We start from the raw sequence: 21,266 nt of genomic DNA, 5'->3' as shown, positions 1-21,266 counted from the left end.
TGGCTGTTGACCCACGCCGATCTGCGGCACTCGGCGCGCGTGCGCGCCTTCATCGATTTCGCCGGCGCCGAGCTCGCCTTCGCCCGCGATCTGATCGAGGGCGTCGCAGCGGTCGAAGCGGCCTGACGCGCGAGATCAGGACGCGGCGCGGCGATGGCGCCGGGTCGGCGCTTTCATCGTCACCAGTTCTTCGGCGGCGGTCGGATGGAGCGCCATCGTGGCGTCGAAATCCGCCTTGGTCGCGCCCATCTTGATCGCGATCGCCGCGACCTGGATCATCTCCGCCGCTTCGCGCGCAAGGATGTGGACGCCGACGACGCGATCCGAGCCGGCGTCGACGACGAGTTTCATGATCGTCCGCTCGGCCCCGCCCCCTAACGTCGCCTTCATCGGCCGGAAATTGGCGAGATAGACGTCGACCGCCTCGAAACACTGTTGCGCTTCGGCCTCGGTCAGTCCGACCGCGCCGATCTCCGGCGTGGCGAAGACGGCGCTGGCGACGTCGCGATGGTCGACGACGCCCTTGCCGCCGCCGAACAAATGGTCGGCGAGCGCCTGGCCTTCGCGGATCGCCACCGGGGTCAGATTGATGCGATTGGTGACGTCGCCGACCGCGTGGATCGAAGCGACGTTCGAGGTCGAGCGGTCGTCGACCGCCACCGCGCCGGCAGCATCGAGCGCGACCCCGGCCGCCTCGAGGCCGAGCCCCGCGGTGTTCGGCCGCCGCCCGGTCGCGACCAGCGCCTGGTCGACCGTCAGCGCGCCGCCGTCGGAGAGCGTCGCCAGCAGCGCTTCGCCGCGCCGCTCGAAGCGGGTCGGCAGCGCGCCGAAGCGCAGCCGCACGCCGGCGCGCCCGAGCTCGTCGCGCAGGCCCGCGCGCATGTCCTCGTCGAAGCCTCTGAGCACGTTGTCGGCGCGCATGACCTGCGTCACCTCGGCGCCGAGCTTGGCGAACAAGCAGGCGAACTCGACCGCGATATAGCCGCCGCCGACCACCAGCAGGCGCCGCGGAAAGGCGGGCAGGTCGAAGATCTCGTTGGAGGTGATCGCGAACTCGAGCCCGGGAAACCTCGCCGGCGGCTCCGGCCGCGCGCCGGTCGCGACCAGGATGTGGCGGGCGCTGATCGTGCGCCCGCCGGACAATCGCAACGTGTGGCGGTCGACGACGGTCGCGCGCTCCTCGATCAGCGCCGCGCCCGCCTGGTCGAGGCCGGCGCGATAGGCCGCCGACAGGCGCGCGATCTCGCCATTCTTCGCGTCGACCAGGGTCGGCCAGTCGAAGCGCGGCGGCTCGACGGTCCAGCCGAAGCCGGCCGCGGCGGCGAAATCGTCGGCGAAGCGGCTGGCGTAGACCAGCAGTTTCTTCGGCACGCAACCGCGGATGACGCAGGTTCCGCCGACGCGGAAAGCCTCGGCGACGACGACCTTGGCCCCATGGCCGGCGGCGACGCGCGCCGCCCTGACGCCGCCCGAACCGGCGCCGATGACGAAGAGGTCGCAGTCGAACGCCATCGTCCCGCCCCTTTCGCTGTCGCCCGCCGCGCCGCGAGATCGGGCGGACTAGAAGTCCTTGCCCTTCTTCTTCATCTCTTCGTGGACGCGCGAGAGCATGGCGGTCGACAGTTGCTGGCGCCACTCGGTGGCCACGGCGGCGATGCGGTTGGCCAGCGCGACCTGGGCGAGGACGAACTTCCTGCCGGTCGGACTTTCGTAAAAGGCGGCGACGTCCTTGAGCTCCGGCTCGGTCAAGAGCGAGGCGAGGGCCTTGGCGGCGGCGTCGAGCACCTGCTGTTCGGACTTGAGGAATTCCGGCGTGATGGTTTGCACCGCTTCGCCGAGCGGGTCTTTCAGCTCCGGCCGGGTGGCGAGGATCTCGTGTTGCATCTCGGACAACATGCCGGGCACGATGCGGTCGAGCGACGGCTTCATGCCGACGTCGTTGAGGATCGTCGCCGCGTAGCCGAGCGCCGCTGGCGAGGGGGCCGGCGCGGTCGCGGCCGGCGCCGCCGGCGTCGCGGCCGGGGTCGAGGGCGCCGAATTGCCGGCAGCCGCCGTCGCAGCGCCGAGCGCGAGGACGAAACAGGCGGCGAGGGACGCTTTCATCATTGGGAACGACACGATGTCTCTCTCCTCTGGCGATTGAGGTTCAGTCGAGCGCGCCAAGCGACTCGACGCCCGCTGGACCGGCGACGATGGCGGCGCTCGCCATGCCGATGAACAGCCCGTAGTCGACGATTCCGGGAATGAAGGCGAGCGCCTGGGCGAGCGCTTGCGGATCGGCGATCGCGCCGAAGGCGCAGTCGAGGATGTAGTGGCCGCCGTCGCTGACGAACAGCTTGCCGCCCTGACGGCGCAATGTCAGCGGGCCGGCGAGGCCAAGCGCGGCGGTCGCGCGCTCGACGCGCCGGATCGTCGTGGCGGCGCCGAACGGGACGACCTCGATCGGCAGTGGAAAGCGTCCGAGCCGCGCCACGCGCTTGCTCGCGTCGGCGATGACCACCATGCGGCGCGACGAAGCGGCGACGATCTTTTCGCGCAGCAACGCGCCGCCGCCGCCCTTGATCAACCGCAGCGCCCCGTCGATCTCGTCGGCGCCGTCAACGGTGAGGTCGAGCTCGAGCGTTTCGTCGAGCGTCGACAGCGGAATTCCGAGCGCGCCCGCCTGGCGCGCCGTCGCCTCCGAAGTCGGCACGCCGACAATATCGAGCCCCTTGCGAACCTCGGCCCCGACCAGGTCGACGAAATGGCGAGCGGTCGAGCCGGTGCCGAGACCAAGCCGCATGCCTGGCCGAACGAGGGCGATCGCCCGTTCCGCCGCTTGCCGCTTGTAGGTCTCGCTGTCTGACAATGCCCTCACTCCGCCGCGGGCGTCTCCCGCCCGCGGCGATGGCCTAGCGATTCGACGAAAGAAAGGCAAATCGTCGGTCGCGCCGCTATTCGCGCGCGGCGGCGAGGGTGTCTTCGAACGTCTTGAGCCCGGGGCGCGGCGCGCCGACCAGCACCGCCATGTTGCCCGGCGCGTGCTGGTTCTTCCACATCATCGTGTGGGCGCGCGGGATCTGGTCCCACGGGAACACTTCCGACATGCAGGGCGAGATGCGGCGGTCGATGACGAATTGATTGGCCGCGGAGGCCTGCTTGAGGTTGGCGAAATGCGACCCCTGGATGCGTTTCTGCCGCATCCAGATGAAGCGCGCGTCGAAGGTGAAGTTGAAGCCGGTGGTGCCGGCGCAGAACACCACCATGCCGCCGCGCTTGACGACGAAACACGAGACCGGGAACGTCTGCTCGCCGGGATGCTCGAAGACGATGTCGACGTCGCGCTTGCCGGTGATGTCCCAGATCGCTTTGCCGAACTTGCGCGCTTCGGCCATGAACGCGACGAACTCGGGCGAATTGACCTTGGGCAACTGGCCCCAGCAGGAGAAATCCTTGCGGTTGACGACGCCGCGCGCGCCGAGCCTCATCACGTAGTCGCGCTTGGACTCGTCGGAGATGACGCCGATCGCGTTGGCGCCGGCGGCCGCGCAAAGCTGCACGCCGAACACCCCGAGGCCGCCGGAAGCGCCCCAGACGAGCACGTTGTCGCCGGGCTTGAGCCGATGCGGCTCGTGGCCGAACAGCATGCGATAGGCGGTGGCCAGCGTCAGGGTGTAGGAGGCGCTCTCCTCCCAGCTCAGATGCTGCGGGCGCGCCATCAGCTGGCGGTCTTGCACCCGGCAGAACTGGGCGAAGGAGCCGTCCGGCGTCTCGTAGCCCCAGATGCGCTGCGAGGCGGAAAACATCGGGTCGCCGCCGTTGCATTCCTCGTCGTCGCCGTCGTCCTGGTTGCAATGGACGACGACTTCGTCGCCGACCTTCCAGCGCCTCACCCTCGACCCGACCGCCCAGACGACGCCCGCCGCGTCCGATCCGGCGATGTGATAGGGCTGCTTGTGAACGTCGAGCACCGACACCGGCTCGCCGAGCGCGGCCCAGACGCCGTTGTAGTTGACCCCGGCGGCCATGACGAAAACCAGCACTTCGTGGCTGTCGAGCGGCCAGGTTGGCACGACCTCGACCTGCATCGACTGCTCGGGCGGGCCGTGGCGCTCCTTGCGCACCACCCAGGCGTACATCGACGCCGGCACATGGCCGAGCGGCGGGATTTCGCCGATCTCGTAGAGGTCCTTGTTGGCGACGGCGGCGGAAACGGGGCCGAGCGCAGCGCCGCCCCCGGAGCGAATGGCCATGACGTTCCTCGTGACGCGGGCCGCGCCGGCGGGCCGGCGGCCCTCGAGCGACAGGCGCGGGCGCCGATTTCCTCCGGCTTGTTGCACCGCAGCAAGCGACAATCGCGCCCCGGCCGGCCAAAATCAATCCCACTTTGGTCTCTGGCCATTCCGCTAGGTCACGTTCACCGGGCGCAAACGAATGGCTGGGTAAGCTGACGGCCAAGCGGCGCCTCGCCGGCGCCGCCGTCCGCGCGAGGCCGCCATGGAAGCGATGACGCCCCTCTTTCTGATGATTAGAGATCTCGACGGGTTCGAGATGGTCTGCTTCTGGCTCGCCGCCTTCGTCGGCTTCGTGCTGATCGGCTTCGTGCTCGATTATCTCATGGGCCGCCAAGGGTTTGGCCCGTACATCAACTCGATCCTGGCGCTGGCCGGCGTGTTCGCCGGGCTCTACGTGCGCTACAACTTCATGACCCCCTATCTGCGCTACGAGCCCTACCTCAGCTTCGGCCTGCTGTTCGCCGCGCCGGTGCTGCTGGTGTTGCTGTTGAGCTTCGCCCGCACGCGCGTCTTCTAGCCGCCCGCCTCCGCCTAAGGGACGACGCCGGCTTATCTAGCCGCCCTGGCGAATTTCTGCGATTGTGCTGTGCACAATGAGCGGACCGGGACAGAAGCGGCGCGCGGCGCCGGCCATCGACGACGGCCAGGCGGCGCCCAAGCGCGACAAGCCGTGGATCTTTCGCACTTACGCCGGCCATTCGACCGCGCGCGAGTCGAACCGCCTCTATCGCGCCAATCTCGCCAAGGGCCAGACCGGCCTGTCGATCGCCTTCGACCTGCCGACCCAGACCGGCTACGACAGCGACCACCGAATCGCGCGCGGCGAAGTCGGCAAGGTCGGCGTCGCGATCTCCCACATCGGCGACATGCGGGCGCTGTTCGAGGGCATCCCGCTTGACGCGATGAACACGTCGATGACCATCAACGCCACCGCGCCGTGGCTGATGGCGCTCTATGTCGCGGTCGCCGACGAACAGGGCGCGCCGCGCGCCGGCCTGCAAGGCACGACGCAAAACGACATCGTCAAGGAATATCTGTCGCGCGGCTCGTATGTGTTCGCGCCCGGCCCGTCGCTGCGGCTGACCAAGGACCTCATCCTGTTCTGCGTTCGCGAGACGCCGAAGTGGAACCCGATCAACGTCTGCTCCTACCATCTGCAGGAAGCGGGCGCGACGCCGGTGCAGGAGCTCAGCTACGCGTTGGCGACCGCGATCGGCGTGCTCGACATGGTGCGCGCTTCGGGCGAGATCGACGCCGAAGGCTTCGCCAACGTCGTCGGCGGCCTGTCGTTCTTCGTCAACGCCGGCATGCGCTTCGTCACCGAGCTCGCCAAGATGCGCGCCTTCGTCGCGCTGTGGGACGAGATCACCCGCGAGCGCTATCGCATAACCGATCCCGCCAAGCGGCGGTTCCGCTACGGCGTGCAGGTCAACTCGCTCGGCCTGACCGAGCAGCAGCCGGAGAACAACGCCTATCGCATCCTGATCGAGATGCTGTCGGTGGTGCTGTCGAAGGGCGCGCGCGCCCGCGCGGTGCAATTGCCGGCGTGGAACGAGGCGCTCGGCCTGCCGCGGCCGTTCGATCAGCAATGGTCGCTGAGGCTGCAGCAGATCATGGCGTTCGAGACCGACCTGCTCGAATACGGCGACATTTTCGACGGCAGCGTCGAAGTCGAGCGGCGGGTCGAGACGTTGATCGCCGAGGCGAAGGCCGAGCTCGAAGCGATCGCGGGCATGGGCGGCATGATCGCGGCGATCGAATCGGGCGAATTGAAGCGGCGGCTGGTCGAATCCAACGCGCGGCGGATCGAAGCGATCGAGCGCGGCGAGCTCAAGGTGGTCGGCGTCAATTGCTTCACCGCCAGCGAGCCCTCGCCGTTGACCGCCGGCGACGGCGCGATCCATGTCTCCTCGCCCGAGGCCGAGCGGGAGCAGATCGAACGTCTCGGCGTCTGGCGCGCCGAGCGTAACGCGGCGCAGGTCGAGCGCGCGCTCGCGGCTTTGCGCGCGGCGGCCAAGAGCGGGGCGAACATCATGCCGGCGTCGATCGAGGCGGCGAAGGCCGGCGCGACGACCGGCGAATGGGGCGCGGCGCTGCGGGCCGAATTCGGCGAATATCGCGCGCCGACCGGCGTCAGCAGCCGCGCCCGCCAGCAATCCGGCGATCTCGATCCGCTGCGGAGCGAAGTCGAGCGCGTGTCGATCAAGCTCGGCCATCGGCTGAAGCTGCTGGTCGGCAAGCCGGGGCTCGACGGCCATTCCAACGGCGCCGAGCAGATCGCGACGCGCGCGCTCGACGCCGGCCTCGACGTCGTCTACGACGGCATCCGCCTGACGCCGCAGGACATCGTCGCGCGCGCTCACGACGGCGTCGATTGCATCGGCCTGTCGATCCTGTCGGGCTCGCATCTGGCGATGACGCGCGAAGTGCTGGCGCTGATGAAGGCGGCGGGCTTATCGCGGGTGCCGGTGGTCGTCGGCGGCATCATCCCTCCGGCCGACGCGGAGGCGTTGAAGCGCGAAGGCGTCGCCGCGATCTACACGCCGAAGGATTTCGCCCTCAACGCGATCATCGGCGACATCGTCGCCCATGTGGAGCGGGCGTTCGAGGAAGGGGCGCGGGGGGCGGGCGGAGGGCGGGCTTGAAGCGCGACGATGCCGGGGCCATAGCAAGGGGCGCAGGATTCGCTTCGCGGCGTCGAGGGCTGACAGCGGAACAAACGCCTCACGGCGGAAGCTGCGGCCGGATCAAGCAGAGGCGGCGCCATTTTCAGGCGCGATAGTTTGTTTTCAGCGGCTTGCGCGGCAATTTTCCGCCGCGCCGGCGCAATGAGGCGCTGAGGAAACGAAATAGGACAATTCGTATCCTGTCGCCGTAAAGCGGCGTAAAGCCGCCGTAAAGCCGTAGCCGAAAGCCCGGAAAGCCCGGTCAGCGGAACTGGCTAAACGTTTTTAGAAGCTTCATGGTTGAGTCGTAATCAAGCTTATCCCCTTCGAATTCGCATCGATAGAGGCCCTGTAAGTTCGACGGTAAAGCGATGCCACGCTCAACAAGTAATATGACTTTCTTTCCATACAGCGCCATCGCCGCTCCGATTTCAATAAGTACATTGTCATTCAGTTTGGCTAACTCGGCACCATTCTTATCTAGGTATTTGCCCTCGGCGCCGACATGTATCACTCCAGCTCCACAAGACCGCATATCTTCGAATACCTTTTCGGGAACTGGTATCGCGGTTGCCTCGCGTTCAACAGAAACAACTGGTTCGAAGCTCCCGAACGTCAGGAGCTCCTTAATTTGCGCAACAATTGCTTTCTGTTTGCCGTGTGAAATGAAGACGCGATTCGCCTTCATCGCGGTTTCGGCGCTTGCCTGGTCGGAAGCAACTGACGTCAAGTCCGATGCGCGTGCGGTTTTTTCTTCGCTGGCTTCTTCTGGGTCGACGAATGTGCCTTTCCCGCGGCTTGGCGGGGTTGCCAGCGGCGCGGGCACGCCGGGAGCGTCGAGGTTGATAAACGGCCCGGTGGGAGTATCTCTAATAATGCCCGCATATCGCCCGTCGGCTTCAATGATTTCGAGCGCCGTGTCCACGCGGTCGGGCGGCAGTCCCATTCCCTTCAGCACGTTGCCCGCAATTATAGCACTCGGAAACTTTGCGCGCCGATACTTCTCGAAAAACTCTCGGACAAGCCTTGGCTTTAAAATCGACTCGCGCCGCGCAAGAAGGTCTTCTCCCTCCTCTTCTGGGGCCACCAGTTTTCGACCGAGGGCGGTGAGTTTCATCTTGCTCGCATTAATGCCGCCCTCGGTAAGACCGTACGCTATAGCCGCACCGCATAACGCCGGCCAAGCGCTACTAGTCGGGCTTATCTCGAGCGCAAGGGCTATGTCCGGGGGCGACCCCCCATCGCCGGCAAAGTTGTCGACTATTGCAGACGCGATCTTTTGCGCTTGCTGAAGGGTTGTAAGTGGAAAATCCGATTGCTTGAAATAGCTTCGTTTTGCGGCTGACGCTTTTGTTTTCTCGCCTGAAGCTCGTGCTTCGGGAGGCCTTTTTTGAGCCATCGATCTATACCCAAGTTTACAGCATTACGAGAGTAACTGATTACTCCTCTATTGCGAGCTTGTGAATTCGAAATTGGGCCTACGTAAGCTCGTGTTGTAACGCAGTCAGCCAGTGCGAGGTCGACGGCGCGGTGTGTCGGCGGGAGCGGTCGTGAAGCGCGGAACCGGCCGCGTCTCGCCGAAGGATTTCGCTATCGGCGACATCAACGCCCATGTCGAACGCCCGTTCGAGGCGCCAACTCGCTAGCCGTCATGCGCGGGCTTGACCCGCGCATCCAGCACGAGCCGCGAGCGGCTAGTCGCGACCGTCGCCGCCTGGGCGCCCGGATCAAGTCCGGGCGTGACGAGGGTATGCCGCTCGGCTAACTTCGAGCGGCGGTATCGTTGGGCGTATTCGGATGAAGGGTGGCCATGTCTACCTCATGGCGAGCAAGCGCGACGGGGAATTACTGGGACAGGATACGAATTGCATAATTTCGCGATCCTCAGTCAGCGCCCGACTTTCGCGACCTGAACCGCTCCGCCGCTTCCCGCCACACATCAAGCCGTCGACTTCATGGAAGCATGAACTTCCGAGGTTTTGGCTCTGTCAATGGCGCGCGTTCCGCGCGCCGCCGAGGGCGGTCGAAGACCATTGACAGCGTTGCGGCTTCGGAAGTTTTGGCCTGCGTGAGGTCGACGGCGCGGCGGGTCGGCGGGAGCGACAGGCAAGCTCGGGACCGGCCGTGACTTGCTGGAGCGTCTCGCCATCGACGGCGACATCAACGCCCATGTCGAACGCGCGTTCGACGCGCCGACTCGCTGGATGCGGATCGTCATGCGCGGGCTTGACCCGCGCATCCAAGACGAGGCTTGCGCGGCGAGTCGCTATCGTCGCCGCTTGGGCGCCCGGATCAAGTCCGGGCGTGACGAGCAGAGGGCGCGCACGCGCCAATTCGCTGAATGCGGTCGTCATGCGCGGGCTTGACCCGCGCATCCAGGAGGCGCCGTCGGCGGCGACCCACAACCGTCGGCGCTTGGGCGCCCGGATCAATCCCCGGATCAAGTCCGGGGACGGGCGTGACGAGAGAGGGGCAGTCGGTTAACGTTTCGAGGCCGGCTGCCGTGCGGATGGGCGTTTTCGGATGAAGGGTGGCCATGTCTACTTCATGGCGAACAAGCGCGACGGAACGCTCTATGTCGGCGTCACCGCCGACTTGGCGCGGCGCGCATTCGAGCACCGCGAGGGGCTGATCGACGGCTTCACCAAGCAGCATTGGCTGAGGCGGCTGGTCTATTACGAGTTCCACGAAGACATCCGCACGGCCATCCAGCGCGAAAAGACGATCAAACATTGGCCGCGGCTATGGAAGCTGGCGCTCATCCAGGAGATGAATCCGGAATGGGCTGATCTTTACGAGACGTTGAATTCCTGAAAGGGCGCTTGGCCGCCCACTCCGCGTCATGCGCGTCCCCGTCCCCGGACTTGATCCGGGGATTGATCCGCGCATCCAGGATGGGGCGCGCGCGGCCAACCACAATCGTCCCCACCTGGGCGCCCGGATCAAGTCCGGGCGTGACGGTTCTCTCACTGGTCGCGATCACTCGCGGCCCGCATCGGGCGGCGCCCTCTCCGCGTCATGCGCGTCCCCGGACTTGATCCGGGGACGCGCGTGACGCAGAGAAAGAGAGAGAACCGCGAACCCCGCCCAAGCCCTCACGCCATGTACTGCCCTCCGTTGGCGGTCAGGGTCGAACCGGTGATGAAGCCGGCGTCGTCGGAAGCGAGGAACAGCACGCAGCGGGCGATCTCCTCGGGCTGGCCGAGCCGGCGCACCGGGATCTGCGGCAGGATCGCCTTCTCCAGCACGTCCTTCGGCACCGCCATCACCATCTCGGTGGCGATGTAGCCGGGGCAGATCGCGTTGACGGTGACGCCCTTGTTGGCGTTCTCCTGGGCGAGCGCCTTGGTGAAGCCGAGATCGCCGGCCTTGGTCGCCGAATAATTGACTTGGCCCATCTGGCCCTTCTGGCCGTTGATCGAGGAGATGTTGACGATGCGGCCGAAGCCGCGCTCGCGCATGCCTTCGATCACCGGGCGGCACATATTGAACAGCGAGTTGAGATTGGTGTCGATGACGGCGCGCCATTGGTCGAGCGTCATCTTGTGGAACATGCCGTCGCGGGTGATGCCGGCGTTGTTGACCAGGACGTCGACCGGCCCGAGATCGGCGGCGACCTTGGCGAGGCCGGCGACGCAGGCTTCGTAATTGCCGACGTCCCACTTGTAGACGCCGACGCTGGTCTCGGCGTGAAAGCGGGCCGCGGCTTCGTCGTTGCCGTGATAGACGGCCGCGACGCTGTAGCCGGAGGCCGCCAGCGCCTTGGAAATCGCCGCGCCGATGCCGCGCGTGCCACCGGTGACGACTGCGACTTTACTCATGACATCCTTCCCCTGTTGGCCCCCTTGGGCCGCGGGCGCCGCCCGCTCGGCGGCGCTCTTTTCGCCTATTCTCGTCGCGACGGCGGCGCTCGGCTCAGCGCTCGACCGTCATCGCAATGCCCATCCCGCCGCCGATGCACAACGTGGCGAGGCCCTTCTTGGCGTCGCGGCGCGCCATCTCGTAGAGCAGCGTCACCAGCACCCGCGCGCCGGAGGCGCCGATCGGATGGCCGATCGCGATCGCGCCGCCGTTGACGTTGACGATCGCCGGATCCCAGCCGAGGTCCTTGTTGACGGCGATCGCCTGGGCGGCGAACGCTTCGTTGGCCTCGACGAGATTGAGATCCTTGACCGACCAGCCGGCGCGCTCGAGCGCCTTGCGCGAGGCGGGGATCGGCCCGCTGCCCATGATCGCCGGGTCGACGCCGGCGGTCGCCCAGGAGACGATGCGCGCCAGCGGCGTAATATTGCGGCGCTTCGCTTCGGCGGCCGTCATCACCACCAGCGCCGCCGCGCCGTCGTTGACGCCCGAGGCGTTGGCGGCCGTCACCGTGCCTTCCTTGGAGAACGCCGGCCGCAGCTTGGCGACGGAATCGTAGGTCGCGCCGGCGCGGATGTATTCGTCGTCGGCGACGACGACGTCGCCCTTGCGGCTCGGCACGGTGACCGGAGCGATCTCGTCCTTGAAGCGGCCGGCCTTCTGCGCCGCTTCCGCCTTGTTCTGCGAAGCGACGGCGAAGTGATCCTGCTCCTCGCGGCTGATCTGCCACTTGGCGGCGATGTTCTCGGCGGTGATCCCCATGTGATAGCCCTGGAAGGCGTCGATCAGTCCGTCCTTGAGCATGGTGTCGAGGAACTTCATCTCGCCCATCTTCACGCCGGCGCGCAGATAGGCGGCGTGCGGCGCGAGCGACATCGATTCCTGGCCGCCGGCGACGACGATCTGAGCGTCGCCGTTGACGATCTGCTGCAGGCCGAGCGCGACGGCGCGCAGGCCGCTGCCGCACAATTGGTTGACGCCGAAAGCGGTTTTTTCCTGAGGGATTCCGGCTTTCATCGCCGCCTGGCGCGCCGGGTTCTGGCCTTGCGCGGCGGAGAGGATCTGGCCGAGGATCACCTCGTCGACCTCGGCCGGGTCGAGCCGCGCCGCTTCGATCGCCGCCTTGAGGGCGGTCGCGCCGAGATCGTGGGCGGGCGTGTTGGCGAAAGCGCCGTTGAACGAACCGACGGCGGTGCGCTTGGCGCTGGCGATGACGATATCGAAAGCCGACATGGCGAGGTGCTCCCTGGGACGCGACCCGGCGCCTCCGTCGCCGAAACACGGAGCGCCGCTCGCTGATCTTCTATCTCACGCGGACGGATGCGCCGGAAGCGGCAAGGCTCTCGGCAATTGGTCCGAGCGATCCGCCGACCGCCTGCGCTTCACCAGCGCGCGGAGCGCGCGCCGATGATTTCGGGCATGGCCAGCGCAGTCGTCAAATCGGCGTCCCCTGTATGCGAAGGAATGACGCCATAGGCGCAGCTATGAAGGCCAAATTGAATGTGAACAGAAGCCATACAATCTCAAATTAAATGTGGCGCGCATACATAAAGACAGGCAGAAATCGCTCGCTCAGGCGGAGCTCCGGCCGAGGCTGATCGGCCCCCCGGCGGCGAGCATGACGTCAAGGCGGTCGACGACGACGAACCCGGGCGCGCCGGGCGCGATCGAGAAATACGCGAAGCGCCGCCGCTGCAACATGGCGTGCGGCGCCGACGCGGCGCGCGGCGCTCTCGCCGGGACGGTCAAAACCGGCGAGGATCTCGCCGCCGCCGACGGCAAGACGAACACGGGCGTCACCCGCGCGGCTCCAGCCCGCATCATCTTCGCGCTGAGCGGCCGCTCCGTCGAAACGCGACGGCCGCCCAAGGCGGACAAAGGGGCAAAGACGCGCCTGTTCGCCTTTCGGACGACGCGTTGCAGTGCAAAAAACTGTTCCGGCAGCGCAAAAAATGGCCTATCGTGACGGCGCCCGAGCCATAGGCGAGCGTAGCGTCGAGACGGTCACCGATGACGAATTCCAGCGCACCGATCACGATCAAGAAATACGCCAACCGCCGCCTCTACAACACCGCGTCAAGCGCCTACGTGACGCTCGCCGATCTCGCCAAGATGGTCAAAACCGGCGAGGATTTCGTCGTCTACGACGCCAAGACGAACGAGGACATCACCCGCTCGGTCCTCACCCAGATCATCTTCGAGCAGGAGGGGATCGAGGGCCAATCGTTGCTGCCGATCACCTTTCTGCGCCAGCTCATCCGCTTCTACGGCGACAGCGTGCAGGCGTTCCTGCCGAGCTATCTCGAATATTCGATCGACCAGTTTCGCGGCGAGACCCAGGCGATGCGCGAGGCGGCGACGCGCGCCTTCGGCCAGGGGCCGTTCGCGCCCACCTCCTTCAACGCGCTGCAGGAGATGACGCGCAAGAACCTCGCCGCCTTCCACCAGGCGCTCGGGATGTTCTCGCCCTTCGCCGGCGCGAAGACGGCGCCGCCGAACGGCGCGGCGGCCGAGCCGGCCAAGGGCGAGGCTGCGGCGGCCAAACCCGACATCGACGAATTGCGCGCGCAGCTGATGGAGATGCGCCGCCGGCTCGACAGCCTGAGCGACAAGCCGGAAGGCTGACGGCTCAGCCGGCGGCGAGCGAGCGCGGCGCGGTCGTCGCGGCGCCGCCGGGCTCGTAGAGCTCCGGACGGCCGAGCAGCCGGCCCTGCAGCAGGTCGACGCCCCAATCGCGCAGCAACCGGCGCGCTTCCTCGTCCTCGACCCATTCGGCGACCGTCGTCAGGCCGAGATGGCGCGCGAGATCGGCGAGGCTGCGGACGAAGACGCGGTCGTCGAGCGAGCAGGCGACGTTCTGAACGAAGGCGCCGTCGATCTTGACGATGTCGATCCCCAGCCGGCGCAGGTTGCGGAACGACGTGTGGCCGGCGCCGAAGTCGTCCATCGCGATCTTCAAGCCCAGCGACTTCATCGCTGCGAGCAGGCGCTCGATTTCCTCGACCGGTTCGAGCGCCAACGTCTCGATGATCTCGACGATCAGCCGCGAGGCCGCGCCCGGATGCGCGCCGAGCAGGACTTTGAGCCGCTCGAGCCAGCCCGGCGCGCGCAAGGTCGCGACCGAGACATTGACCGAGACGCGCAAGCCCGGTTCGGCGACGAGGCGATCGAGCGCGAGCTCCAGCACGCGCTGATCGAGCTGATCGACCAGCCCGACTTTCTCGGCGACCGGGAGATACGCCGACGGGCCGACGATTTCGCCGTCCTCCTGCTTGACCCTGAGCAGCGCCTCATAAAACGCGACGCGCCCGTCGGCGGCCGCGACCACTGGTTGGTAGGCGACCAGGACGCGGCGCTGGTTCAGCGCGGCGAGGATCTCGTCGGCGATCGCCGCTTCGCGGCGACGCGCGTCGCTGATCGCCTGGCCGGGCGTGTAGACGGCGAAGCGGCGCGGCTCGCCGGCCGCCGTTTCGAAGGCTTCTTCGGCGTGCTGCAACAGGCGGCAGGCGCTGCGCCCGTGGCGCGGCGCCAGGACCGCGCCGACGCGCACGCAAACGCGCAGCGGTCCGGCCGATGTGGCGATCGGCTCTGCCGAGACGCGCTGCATCAGGCGCGCGGCGGCGATCGCCAAGGACTCTTCTGCGCCCGCCGACAGCAGCGCGGCGAACTTGCCGCCGGCCAAATGAGCGACGATGTCGATCGCGCGAACGTTGGCGGCGAGGCGGCGTCCGACCGTCGCGATCGCCTCGTCGGCCGCTTCGTAGCCGTAACGGCGGTTGAGCTCGCCGAGATTCTCGACGCCGAAAATCGCCGCCGAAAAGCCCGCGTCGCCGGGCCGCGCCTCGCTGAGGCGCGCTTCGAGCGCGCGGGCGAACGCGCGCCGCTCCGACAGGCCGGCGGCGTCGCCGACGCTCGGCGTTTCGTCGTTGGCGACCAGCCGCATCAGCCCGTGGGCGCGCGCCGGGCGGCCGCTCGCGCCGGCGGTCCAGCGGCCGAGATCCTCGATCGTGAAGACGCCGCCGCCGCGCGCGGCCAGCCGGTAGACGGCGCGATAGGGCGCGCCGTCGCCGCCGTCGCCGCCGCTCGATTCCCGGATCGCGCGATCGCGCGACGACGGCGAGTCGGCGGTGACGAGTTCGGCGAAACCGGCGCCGGTCGCCAACGCGCTGGCTGGAAACGCGGCGAGCGTCTCGGCGGCGTTGGGGCCCCACGACAATCGGTCGCTGGCGATGTCCCAATCGTAGACGACCGCGCGCAGGCGGTTGAGGGTCGAGCGAGGATCAAGCGCGAATGCGTCGGCGACGCCCGCTTCGATCGATTCGTTCGCCGCGCGCGCCGACGCCTCGCTCGCGCCTGCGCCGTCCGAGCCGTTGTGCCGATCCATCGCCCGCCGATCTCCGCCGCGCCGACGAAATCTAGCGACGATCGGTTAAGGCGAGGTTTCCGTTTAACGATTCGGCAACCAAACCGGGCCGGCGGCAACCGTCTGCTTTTTGGCGCGTTCTGCAACGTCCTTCGACTCGCCCGCTTTCGCGGGCGGCTCAGGATGAGGGCGGTTGGGTGGGCGGGCCGAGATGAGGGCTGTGGGAGATTAGAACTCGATCCCCCTCATCGTGAGGAGCGCCGCGCCAGCGGCGCGTCTCGAACGACGAGGGGAAGCGCCTGACGCCCCCGCCCTTGTCCTTCGACTCGCCGGCTTCGGCCGGCGGCTCGGGTCAGGATGAGGGCGGCGGGAAACAATTCCAGCCAAGCGCCGATCGTCCTAGAAGCGATCCTTGCGGGCGCGGATCTCGGCGAAGGCCGCCGCCGGATCGGCGCCCGTCATGCCGATCGCCGCCTGCACGCTCGGCTCCTCGGCGCGCAGGAACGGATTGGTCGCCAGTTCGGCGGCGATGGTGGTCGGCAGGGTCGGCCGGCCGGCGGCGCGCAGCGTCGCGACTTCGCCGGCGCGCGCCTTGAGCACGGAATTGTCGGCCTCGATCGTCAGGGCGAAGCGCGCGTTGGCCTCGGTGTATTCGTGACCGCAGTAGATCTGGGTCGAGCCGGGCAGCGCCGCAAGCTTCAACAGCGATTCCCACATCACCGCCGGCGGCGCCTCGAACACCCGGCCGCAGCCGAGCGCAAACAATGTGTCGCCGACGAAGGCGATCTCTTCTTCTTCGAACCAATAGACGATATGGCCGGCGGTGTGGCCGGGCGTCTCGACGACCTTGGCGGCGAGCCGGCCGACGCGCGCGTAGTCGCCTTCGGAAAGCGGTCGATCGACGCCGCCGATGCGCGCCGCTTCCTTGGCCGGAGCGGCAACTTTGAGCTTGGGATAGCGCGCGCGCAGCGCCGGCAGGCCCTGGACGTGGTCGGCGTGGTGATGGGTGATCAGCGCGTCGGTGAGCGTCCAGCCCTCGGCCGCGGCCGCGGCGATGACCGCCTCGCCGTCCGGAGCGTCGATCGCCGCCGTCGCGCCGGTGTCGGAATCGTGCACCAGCACGCCGTAATTGTCCTTCAGGCAGAGGAACTGACGTACGTGGGTGGTCATGGCCGCCTCGTTGATTTCCGCCGCGAGGCGGCGTTTGCGCCACGGCTTTGAAAGGTCCACATTCGCCGCGCTTCGCCGACAGGCCTTGCCAAACATGCCGCTCGACGTCAACGACCTCGTCGCTTTCTATGCTTCGCCGCTGGGCGACGTCACGCGGCGGCTGATCGGCCGGGTGCTGCGCGCACGTTGGGACGATTGCCGCGGCCTGTCGATCCTCGGCCTCGGTTTCGCCGGGCCGTTGCTGGAGCGATTTCGCGACCAGGCGCAGCGCACGCTCGCGCTGATGCCGGCCGAAGTCGGCGTTGCGCGCTGGCCGGCGCAAGGACGCGCCGCCGCGGCGCTGGTCGAGCTCGACATGCTGCCGCTGCCCGACGCCTCGATCGACCGCGCGCTGGTCGTTCACGGATTGGAGACCGCCGAGCATCCCAGCGGCGTGCTGGAGGAAGTCGGGCGCGTGCTGGCGCCGGGCGGCCGGGCGATGTTCGTCGTGCCGTCGCGGCGCGGCGTTTGGGCGCGGGTCGACGGCAACCCGTTCGGCCAGGGCCAGCCCTATTCGCGCACGCAGTTGCGCGACCTGATGCGCGAGGCGCTGTTCTCGCCGATCTTCTGGGGCGAAGCGCTTTATGCGCCGCCGTTCCGCCGCCGCTTCTTCCTCAATTCCGCGCCGGCGATCGAGCGGATCGGCGCGGCGATCGGCCTGCCTTTCGCCGGGGTGCTGATCGTCGAGGCGACCAAGCAGCTTTACCGCCCGGTCGGCGTGCGGCGGCTGGCGCGGCGCGAGGCGATGGCGCTGCCGCCCGGCCTGGCGCCGGTCGCCCATCGCCAGCCGGCGGGAAGCCGTTGAGCCGGCGCAATGCGGACGCCCGTTTTTTGCGATTGTCCAAGGCGGCGGATCGTGCTTTGAACCCCGCGCCCCGCCTTGGAGACTGAACTCATGCCGCAATCGGAACGCCTGCTCGTGCTGCTGCGCCACGGCCAAAGCGAGTGGAACCTCAAGAACCTGTTCACCGGCTGGCGCGATCCCGACCTGACGCCGCTCGGCGTCGAAGAGGCGATAAATGCGGGACGGCGGCTGAAGGCGCGGGGCCTGCAGTTCGACGTCGCCTTCACCTCGGCGCTGACCCGCGCCCAGCACACGCTGGCGCTGACGCTCGCCGAGCTCGGCCAGACCGGCCTGCCGGAGACGCGCGACCAGGCGCTCAACGAGCGCGACTACGGCGACCTGTGCGGGCTCAACAAGGACGACGCGCGCAAGAAGTGGGGCGAAGAGCAGGTCCATCTGTGGCGGCGCAGTTATGACGTGCCGCCGCCAGGCGGCGAGAGCCTCAAGGACACGGTGGCGCGCGCGCTGCCCTACTACTGCCAGAACATCCTGCCGGCGGTGCTGGGCGGCAAGCGGGTGCTGGTCGCCGCGCACGGCAACAGCCTGCGCGCGCTGGTGATGGTGCTCGACCGCCTGACCCCGAAGACGATCCCGTCGATGGAGCTGGCGACCGGGGTGCCGCTGGTCTACCGCCTCAACCCCGATTCGACCGTCGCGACGAAGGACGTGCTGACGGCCTGACGCGCCTCGATCCCCCTCGTCCTTCGACTCGCCTGCTTGCGCAGGCGGCTCAGGATGAGGGCGGCGGGAAATCCGAGAACTCGATCCCCCTCATCGTGAGGAGCGCCGCGTCCGCGGCGCGTCTCGAACGACGCGGGGGATCGGCGCGCTCCGGGCCATCCTTCGACTCGCCTGCTTACGCAGGCGGCTCAGGATGAGGGCGGTGGAAAGACCCGGAAGAAGGGCGGCGAGCAGGGGGAGGCGCGAACGTTTCGCCGGGCTCGGCGCAGCGGCGATTCCCTCGCATCGCGGCTCACTCTACACTTGCGCCGGTGATTCGCTTCTGAGCGCGAGGTCCGGCGATGCGACGCTTGCTCTTCCTTCTTGCCGCCCTCGTCGTGGCGACCGGCGGCGCCGTGGCGGCGCCGCAGTTCGAATTTCTCGCCGCGCCGCAGATCAACCTGTCGCTGGTCTATCGGCTCGACAAGCTGACCGGCGACGTCATCGCCTGCCAATACGCCCACAATCCGGGCAAGACCGACATCGAGCCGGGCGCGTTCGGGATCACGGTTTGCTATCGCAGCGGCGACGGCGCGACCAAGCAGGAGCCGGGCGACTACGGGCTCGTCGCGACGCGCCACGAACAGGAAGGCGGCGTGTTCCGCGTCGACTACCGCACCGGCGCGCTGAGCATTTGCTATCTCTATTTCCAGCGTGAGAAGCAGGGCGACCGCGACGTCATCACCGACCAGTACGTCGTCTGCACGCCGCCCTACAAGTGAGCGAAGCGCAGGCCGCTCAGGCGCGATCGGTCAACCCCGGAATGTCCGGTCCGAGCGGAACGATTCCGTTCGGGTTGAGCGACTTGATCGCGTAATAGCCGCGCTTGATGTGGTCGATCGACACCGTCTCGCGAATCCCGTTTCCGTCGAGAACGCGCAGCAAGTAAGCCTGCAGCGCCGGGTAATCGACGATGCGCCTGCGGTTGCATTTGAACACGCCGTGATAGGCGACGTCGAAGCGCACGAGCGTGACGAAGGCGCGGATGTCGCTCTCGGTGAAACGATCGCCGAACAGGAAGCGGCGTCCGTCGGCGAGCCGCGCCTCGAGCGCGTCGAGCGTCGCGAACACCTGTTTGAATGCGTCTTCGTAGGCGACCTGCGTCGTCGCGAAGCCGGCGCGATAGACGCCGTTGTTGAGCCCGCCATACATCTGGTCGTTGAGCGCGTCTATTTCTCTAGCAATATCAGATGGATAGAGGTCAAGCGATGACTCGGCGAGCGCGCCGAAGCCGGCGTTGAACATCCTGACGATGTCGGCCGATTCGTTGTTGACGATCGTCCGCTTGGCCCGGTCCCAAAGTACGGGCACCGTCGCGCGGCCGCTGTAGTGCGGGTCGGCGCGGGTGTAGATCTCGTGCAGATAGGTCGCGCCGTTGACGAGATCGGGACCCGAGCCGGGGTAGTCGCCGAAGCGCCAGCCCTGCCCGGTCATCACCGGCTCGACCACGGTGACGGCGATGGCGCCCTCGAGCCCTTTCAGCCGGCGCGCGATCAGCGTGCGCGACGCCCACGGGCAGATCAGCGCGACGTAAAGATGGTAGCGGCCCGGTTCGGCGGCGAATCCGCCTTCGCCGGTCGGGCCCGGGCGGCCGTCCGGGGTCACCCAATTGCGGAACGACGATTCCTGGCGAACGAAGCCGCCCTTGGCGTCCTTGGCCTGCACCGGCTGCCAATCGCCGTTCCATTTTCCGTCGACCAGCATCGGGCTCCCTCCCGCCAATGGCGTTCCGGGCATTTGGGGAGATTGCCGGAACAACGCAATCGGCGGCGACGCAATTCGCCGTGTGCATTATAGAAGGCGCCGCCGCGCCGCTTCGGCGCGCAGAGGATTTCGCGGTCATGGCCGGCGCGCCTTTCCTTCCCGCTTCGCGCGACACGATCTTCGCTCCCGCCTCCGGCGCGGGACGCGCGGCGATCGCCGTCATCCGCGTTTCCGGCCCGCGTTGCGCGGCGGCGCTGGCGGCGCTGGCGCCGGGCAAGGCGTTCCCGGACCGCGTCGCGACGCTGGCGCATTTGCGCGATCCCGCCAGCGGCGAAACCCTCGACCGCGCGCTGGTCGTCCGCTTCGTCGCGCCGAAGAGTTTCACCGGCGAAGAGATGGCCGAGTTGCAGGCGACCGGCGGCCGCGCGACGGTCGCCGGAATCGTCGCCGCGCTGGCGCGCCTGCCCGGTCTGCGTCCGGCCGAAGCGGGCGAATTCGCCTGGCGCGCGTTCGAGAACGGCAAGCTCGATCTGTCCGAAGTCGAAGGCCTCGCCGACCTGGTCGACGCCGAGACCGAGGCGCAGAGGCGCCAGGCGCTGCGGATCGCCGGCGGCGCGCTCAGCCGCGACGCCGAGGCGATTCGCGCGTCGCTCGCCGAGGCGATGGCGCTGATCGAAGCGCAGATCGACTTTTCCGACGTCGAGGATTCCGACGCGCTTTCGCTCGACCAGGCGCGCGTCATCGCGGCGGCCGCGGCGGCGCGAACGCTCGCCGCGCTCGCCGGCGCCGAAGCGGGAGAGCGCCTGCGCGAGGGCTTCACCGTCGTCATCGCCGGCCCGCCCAACGTCGGCAAGTCGACGCTGATGAACGCGCTGGCGCGGCGCGAAGTGTCGATCGTTTCGCCGATCCCCGGCACGACCCGCGACCTCATCGAAGCCTCGCTTGAACTCAGAGGTTTCCCGGTCACGCTGGTCGACACCGCGGGCTTGCGCGAATCCGACGATCCGATCGAGCGCGAGGGGGTCGCGCGCGCGCGACGACGGGCCGAGCGCGCCGACCTGACCTTGTGGCTGACCGATTCGACCGCCTACGACGCGCCGCCCTTCACCGGTCCGGGGGCCGCGATCACGGTGGCGACCAAGGCCGACCTCGGCGCTTGGGCGGAGGCGGAGGCAATCCGGGTCTCCGCTGTCACCGGCGAGGGAATCGAACAATTGCTTGACGCGATCGCCGATGTCGCGGCAGAGCAAATGACTGGGCCGACGCCAGCGCTGATCACGCTGGAGCGGCACCGGATCGCCTACACGGACGCGCTTGTGGCGCTCGAGCGGGCGCTCGACCCGGCGCAAAGCGAGCTGGAGCTGGTCGCGGAGGACCTGCGGCTCGCCGCTCGGGCGCTGGAGCGGATCGCCGGCCGGATCGACGTCGAAGACGTGCTCGGCGAAATCTTCAAGCGGCTGTGCGTAGGGAAATGAGGACTGTTTCACGTGAAACAGCGCATCCCCGTCATGGCCGGGCTTGACCCACGGCTGTCCGGTTCGATTTTTCTGGGCAAAGCGCACGGCATTGATTCTAATCATTTCCAGAGTTTAGCGACTCGCTTGGACATGAAAGGGATCAGCGCC

21 protein-coding genes are annotated in these 21,266 nt (G+C 67.7%); 9 read left to right on the top strand and 12 right to left on the bottom strand.

Annotated features, from left to right (window positions below):
- Positions 1-135: 135 nt before the first annotated feature.
- The 4 genes from gor to ccrA form a co-directional block, all read right to left on the bottom strand.
- A complete protein-coding gene (gene gor, locus ABSF49_RS10695; protein WP_424112640.1) occupies positions 136-1,512 on the bottom strand; it encodes a glutathione-disulfide reductase in 1,377 nt (458 codons plus the stop codon).
- Between the two features lie 48 nt (positions 1,513-1,560).
- Positions 1,561-2,118 (bottom strand): DUF2059 domain-containing protein, encoded by a 558-nt coding sequence (locus ABSF49_RS10690; RefSeq protein WP_424112639.1) that lies wholly within the window; start codon positions 2,116-2,118, stop codon positions 1,561-1,563.
- A gap of 28 nt (positions 2,119-2,146) precedes the next feature.
- Entirely contained in the window at positions 2,147-2,848 is a 702-nt protein-coding gene (gene rpiA, locus ABSF49_RS10685) for a ribose-5-phosphate isomerase RpiA (protein WP_424112638.1), read from the bottom strand.
- Positions 2,849-2,933: 85 nt separating this feature from the next.
- A complete protein-coding gene (gene ccrA, locus ABSF49_RS10680) occupies positions 2,934-4,232 on the bottom strand; it encodes a crotonyl-CoA carboxylase/reductase (RefSeq protein ID WP_424112637.1) in 1,299 nt (432 codons plus the stop codon).
- A 253-nt stretch (positions 4,233-4,485) separates the two neighbouring features.
- Here ccrA and ABSF49_RS10675 point away from each other — a divergent pair, with 253 nt between their 5' ends.
- Together ABSF49_RS10675 and ABSF49_RS10670 are read left to right on the top strand one after the other, a co-directional pair.
- Positions 4,486-4,791 (top strand): hypothetical protein, encoded by a 306-nt coding sequence (locus tag ABSF49_RS10675; RefSeq protein ID WP_424112636.1) that lies wholly within the window; start codon positions 4,486-4,488, stop codon positions 4,789-4,791.
- 76 nt (positions 4,792-4,867) lie between these two features.
- Positions 4,868-6,919 carry a methylmalonyl-CoA mutase family protein gene (locus tag ABSF49_RS10670; protein WP_424112635.1) on the top strand — a complete coding sequence of 684 codons (2,052 nt, stop codon included), beginning with the start codon at positions 4,868-4,870 and terminating at the stop codon, positions 6,917-6,919.
- A gap of 283 nt (positions 6,920-7,202) precedes the next feature.
- Here ABSF49_RS10670 and ABSF49_RS10665 read toward each other — a convergent pair whose 3' ends face one another.
- Both ABSF49_RS10665 and ABSF49_RS10660 read right to left on the bottom strand, forming a co-directional pair.
- Positions 7,203-8,057: a TIR domain-containing protein gene (locus ABSF49_RS10665; protein ID WP_424112634.1), complete on the bottom strand. Its 855-nt coding sequence runs from the start codon at positions 8,055-8,057 to the stop codon at positions 7,203-7,205.
- A gap of 871 nt (positions 8,058-8,928) precedes the next feature.
- The gene (locus tag ABSF49_RS10660) at positions 8,929-9,294 is read right to left on the bottom strand and encodes a hypothetical protein (protein WP_424112633.1); all 366 of its coding nucleotides are present in this window, start codon (positions 9,292-9,294) and stop codon (positions 8,929-8,931) included.
- A 169-nt stretch (positions 9,295-9,463) separates the two neighbouring features.
- On the opposite strand from ABSF49_RS10660, the gene ABSF49_RS10655 reads away from it, so the two are divergent.
- Entirely contained in the window at positions 9,464-9,754 is a 291-nt protein-coding gene (locus ABSF49_RS10655; RefSeq protein ID WP_424112632.1) for a GIY-YIG nuclease family protein, read from the top strand.
- A 281-nt stretch (positions 9,755-10,035) separates the two neighbouring features.
- Here the strand turns inward: ABSF49_RS10655 and ABSF49_RS10650 are convergent, their stop codons facing one another.
- The 3 genes from ABSF49_RS10650 to ABSF49_RS10640 form a co-directional block, all read right to left on the bottom strand.
- Positions 10,036-10,761, bottom strand: coding sequence for a beta-ketoacyl-ACP reductase (locus ABSF49_RS10650; protein ID WP_424112631.1), 726 nt, complete (start codon positions 10,759-10,761; stop codon positions 10,036-10,038).
- A gap of 94 nt (positions 10,762-10,855) precedes the next feature.
- Positions 10,856-12,034 (bottom strand): acetyl-CoA C-acetyltransferase, encoded by a 1,179-nt coding sequence (locus ABSF49_RS10645; RefSeq protein WP_424112630.1) that lies wholly within the window; start codon positions 12,032-12,034, stop codon positions 10,856-10,858.
- A 339-nt stretch (positions 12,035-12,373) separates the two neighbouring features.
- A complete protein-coding gene (locus ABSF49_RS10640) occupies positions 12,374-12,502 on the bottom strand; it encodes a hypothetical protein (protein ID WP_424112629.1) in 129 nt (42 codons plus the stop codon).
- Here ABSF49_RS10640 and ABSF49_RS10635 point away from each other — a divergent pair.
- Together ABSF49_RS10635 and phaR are read left to right on the top strand one after the other, a co-directional pair.
- On the top strand, positions 12,501-12,767 hold the full coding sequence (locus ABSF49_RS10635; protein WP_424112628.1) for a hypothetical protein: 267 nt from the start codon (positions 12,501-12,503) through the stop codon (positions 12,765-12,767). The genes ABSF49_RS10640 and ABSF49_RS10635 overlap by 2 nt on opposite strands.
- 44 nt (positions 12,768-12,811) lie before the next feature.
- Positions 12,812-13,426: a polyhydroxyalkanoate synthesis repressor PhaR gene (gene phaR, locus ABSF49_RS10630; protein ID WP_424112627.1), complete on the top strand. Its 615-nt coding sequence runs from the start codon at positions 12,812-12,814 to the stop codon at positions 13,424-13,426.
- Positions 13,427-13,430: 4 nt separating this feature from the next.
- Here the strand turns inward: phaR and ABSF49_RS10625 are convergent, their stop codons facing one another.
- Both ABSF49_RS10625 and gloB read right to left on the bottom strand, forming a co-directional pair.
- The gene (locus tag ABSF49_RS10625) at positions 13,431-15,185 is read right to left on the bottom strand and encodes an EAL domain-containing protein (RefSeq protein ID WP_424112626.1); all 1,755 of its coding nucleotides are present in this window, start codon (positions 15,183-15,185) and stop codon (positions 13,431-13,433) included.
- Positions 15,186-15,563: 378 nt separating this feature from the next.
- Complete coding sequence (gloB, locus tag ABSF49_RS10620; RefSeq protein WP_424112625.1) at positions 15,564-16,334, bottom strand: hydroxyacylglutathione hydrolase; 771 nt, start codon at positions 16,332-16,334, stop codon at positions 15,564-15,566.
- A 94-nt stretch (positions 16,335-16,428) separates the two neighbouring features.
- Here gloB and ABSF49_RS10615 point away from each other — a divergent pair, with 94 nt between their 5' ends.
- The 3 genes from ABSF49_RS10615 to ABSF49_RS10605 all read left to right on the top strand — a co-directional run bounded on the left by ABSF49_RS10615 (position 16,429) and on the right by ABSF49_RS10605 (position 18,659).
- Positions 16,429-17,178, top strand: a complete 750-nt coding sequence (locus tag ABSF49_RS10615) for a class I SAM-dependent methyltransferase (protein WP_424112624.1) — start codon at positions 16,429-16,431, stop codon at positions 17,176-17,178.
- 90 nt (positions 17,179-17,268) lie between these two features.
- On the top strand, positions 17,269-17,898 hold the full coding sequence (locus ABSF49_RS10610) for a 2,3-bisphosphoglycerate-dependent phosphoglycerate mutase (RefSeq protein WP_424112623.1): 630 nt from the start codon (positions 17,269-17,271) through the stop codon (positions 17,896-17,898).
- A 341-nt stretch (positions 17,899-18,239) separates the two neighbouring features.
- Complete coding sequence (locus ABSF49_RS10605; protein WP_424112622.1) at positions 18,240-18,659, top strand: hypothetical protein; 420 nt, start codon at positions 18,240-18,242, stop codon at positions 18,657-18,659.
- A 16-nt stretch (positions 18,660-18,675) separates the two neighbouring features.
- Here the strand turns inward: ABSF49_RS10605 and ABSF49_RS10600 are convergent, their stop codons facing one another.
- The gene (locus ABSF49_RS10600) at positions 18,676-19,641 is read right to left on the bottom strand and encodes a glutathione S-transferase family protein (protein WP_424112621.1); all 966 of its coding nucleotides are present in this window, start codon (positions 19,639-19,641) and stop codon (positions 18,676-18,678) included.
- A gap of 137 nt (positions 19,642-19,778) precedes the next feature.
- On the opposite strand from ABSF49_RS10600, the gene mnmE reads away from it, so the two are divergent.
- Positions 19,779-21,116: a tRNA uridine-5-carboxymethylaminomethyl(34) synthesis GTPase MnmE gene (mnmE, locus tag ABSF49_RS10595; protein WP_424112620.1), complete on the top strand. Its 1,338-nt coding sequence runs from the start codon at positions 19,779-19,781 to the stop codon at positions 21,114-21,116.
- Positions 21,117-21,266: the final 150 nt, after the last annotated feature.

Source organism: Roseiarcus sp. (assembly GCF_049514155.1).
Taxonomy (GTDB): Bacteria; Pseudomonadota; Alphaproteobacteria; order Rhizobiales; family Beijerinckiaceae; genus Roseiarcus.
Note: the sequence above shows the minus strand (reverse complement) of the source record. Positions and strands in the feature narration are given on the sequence as shown.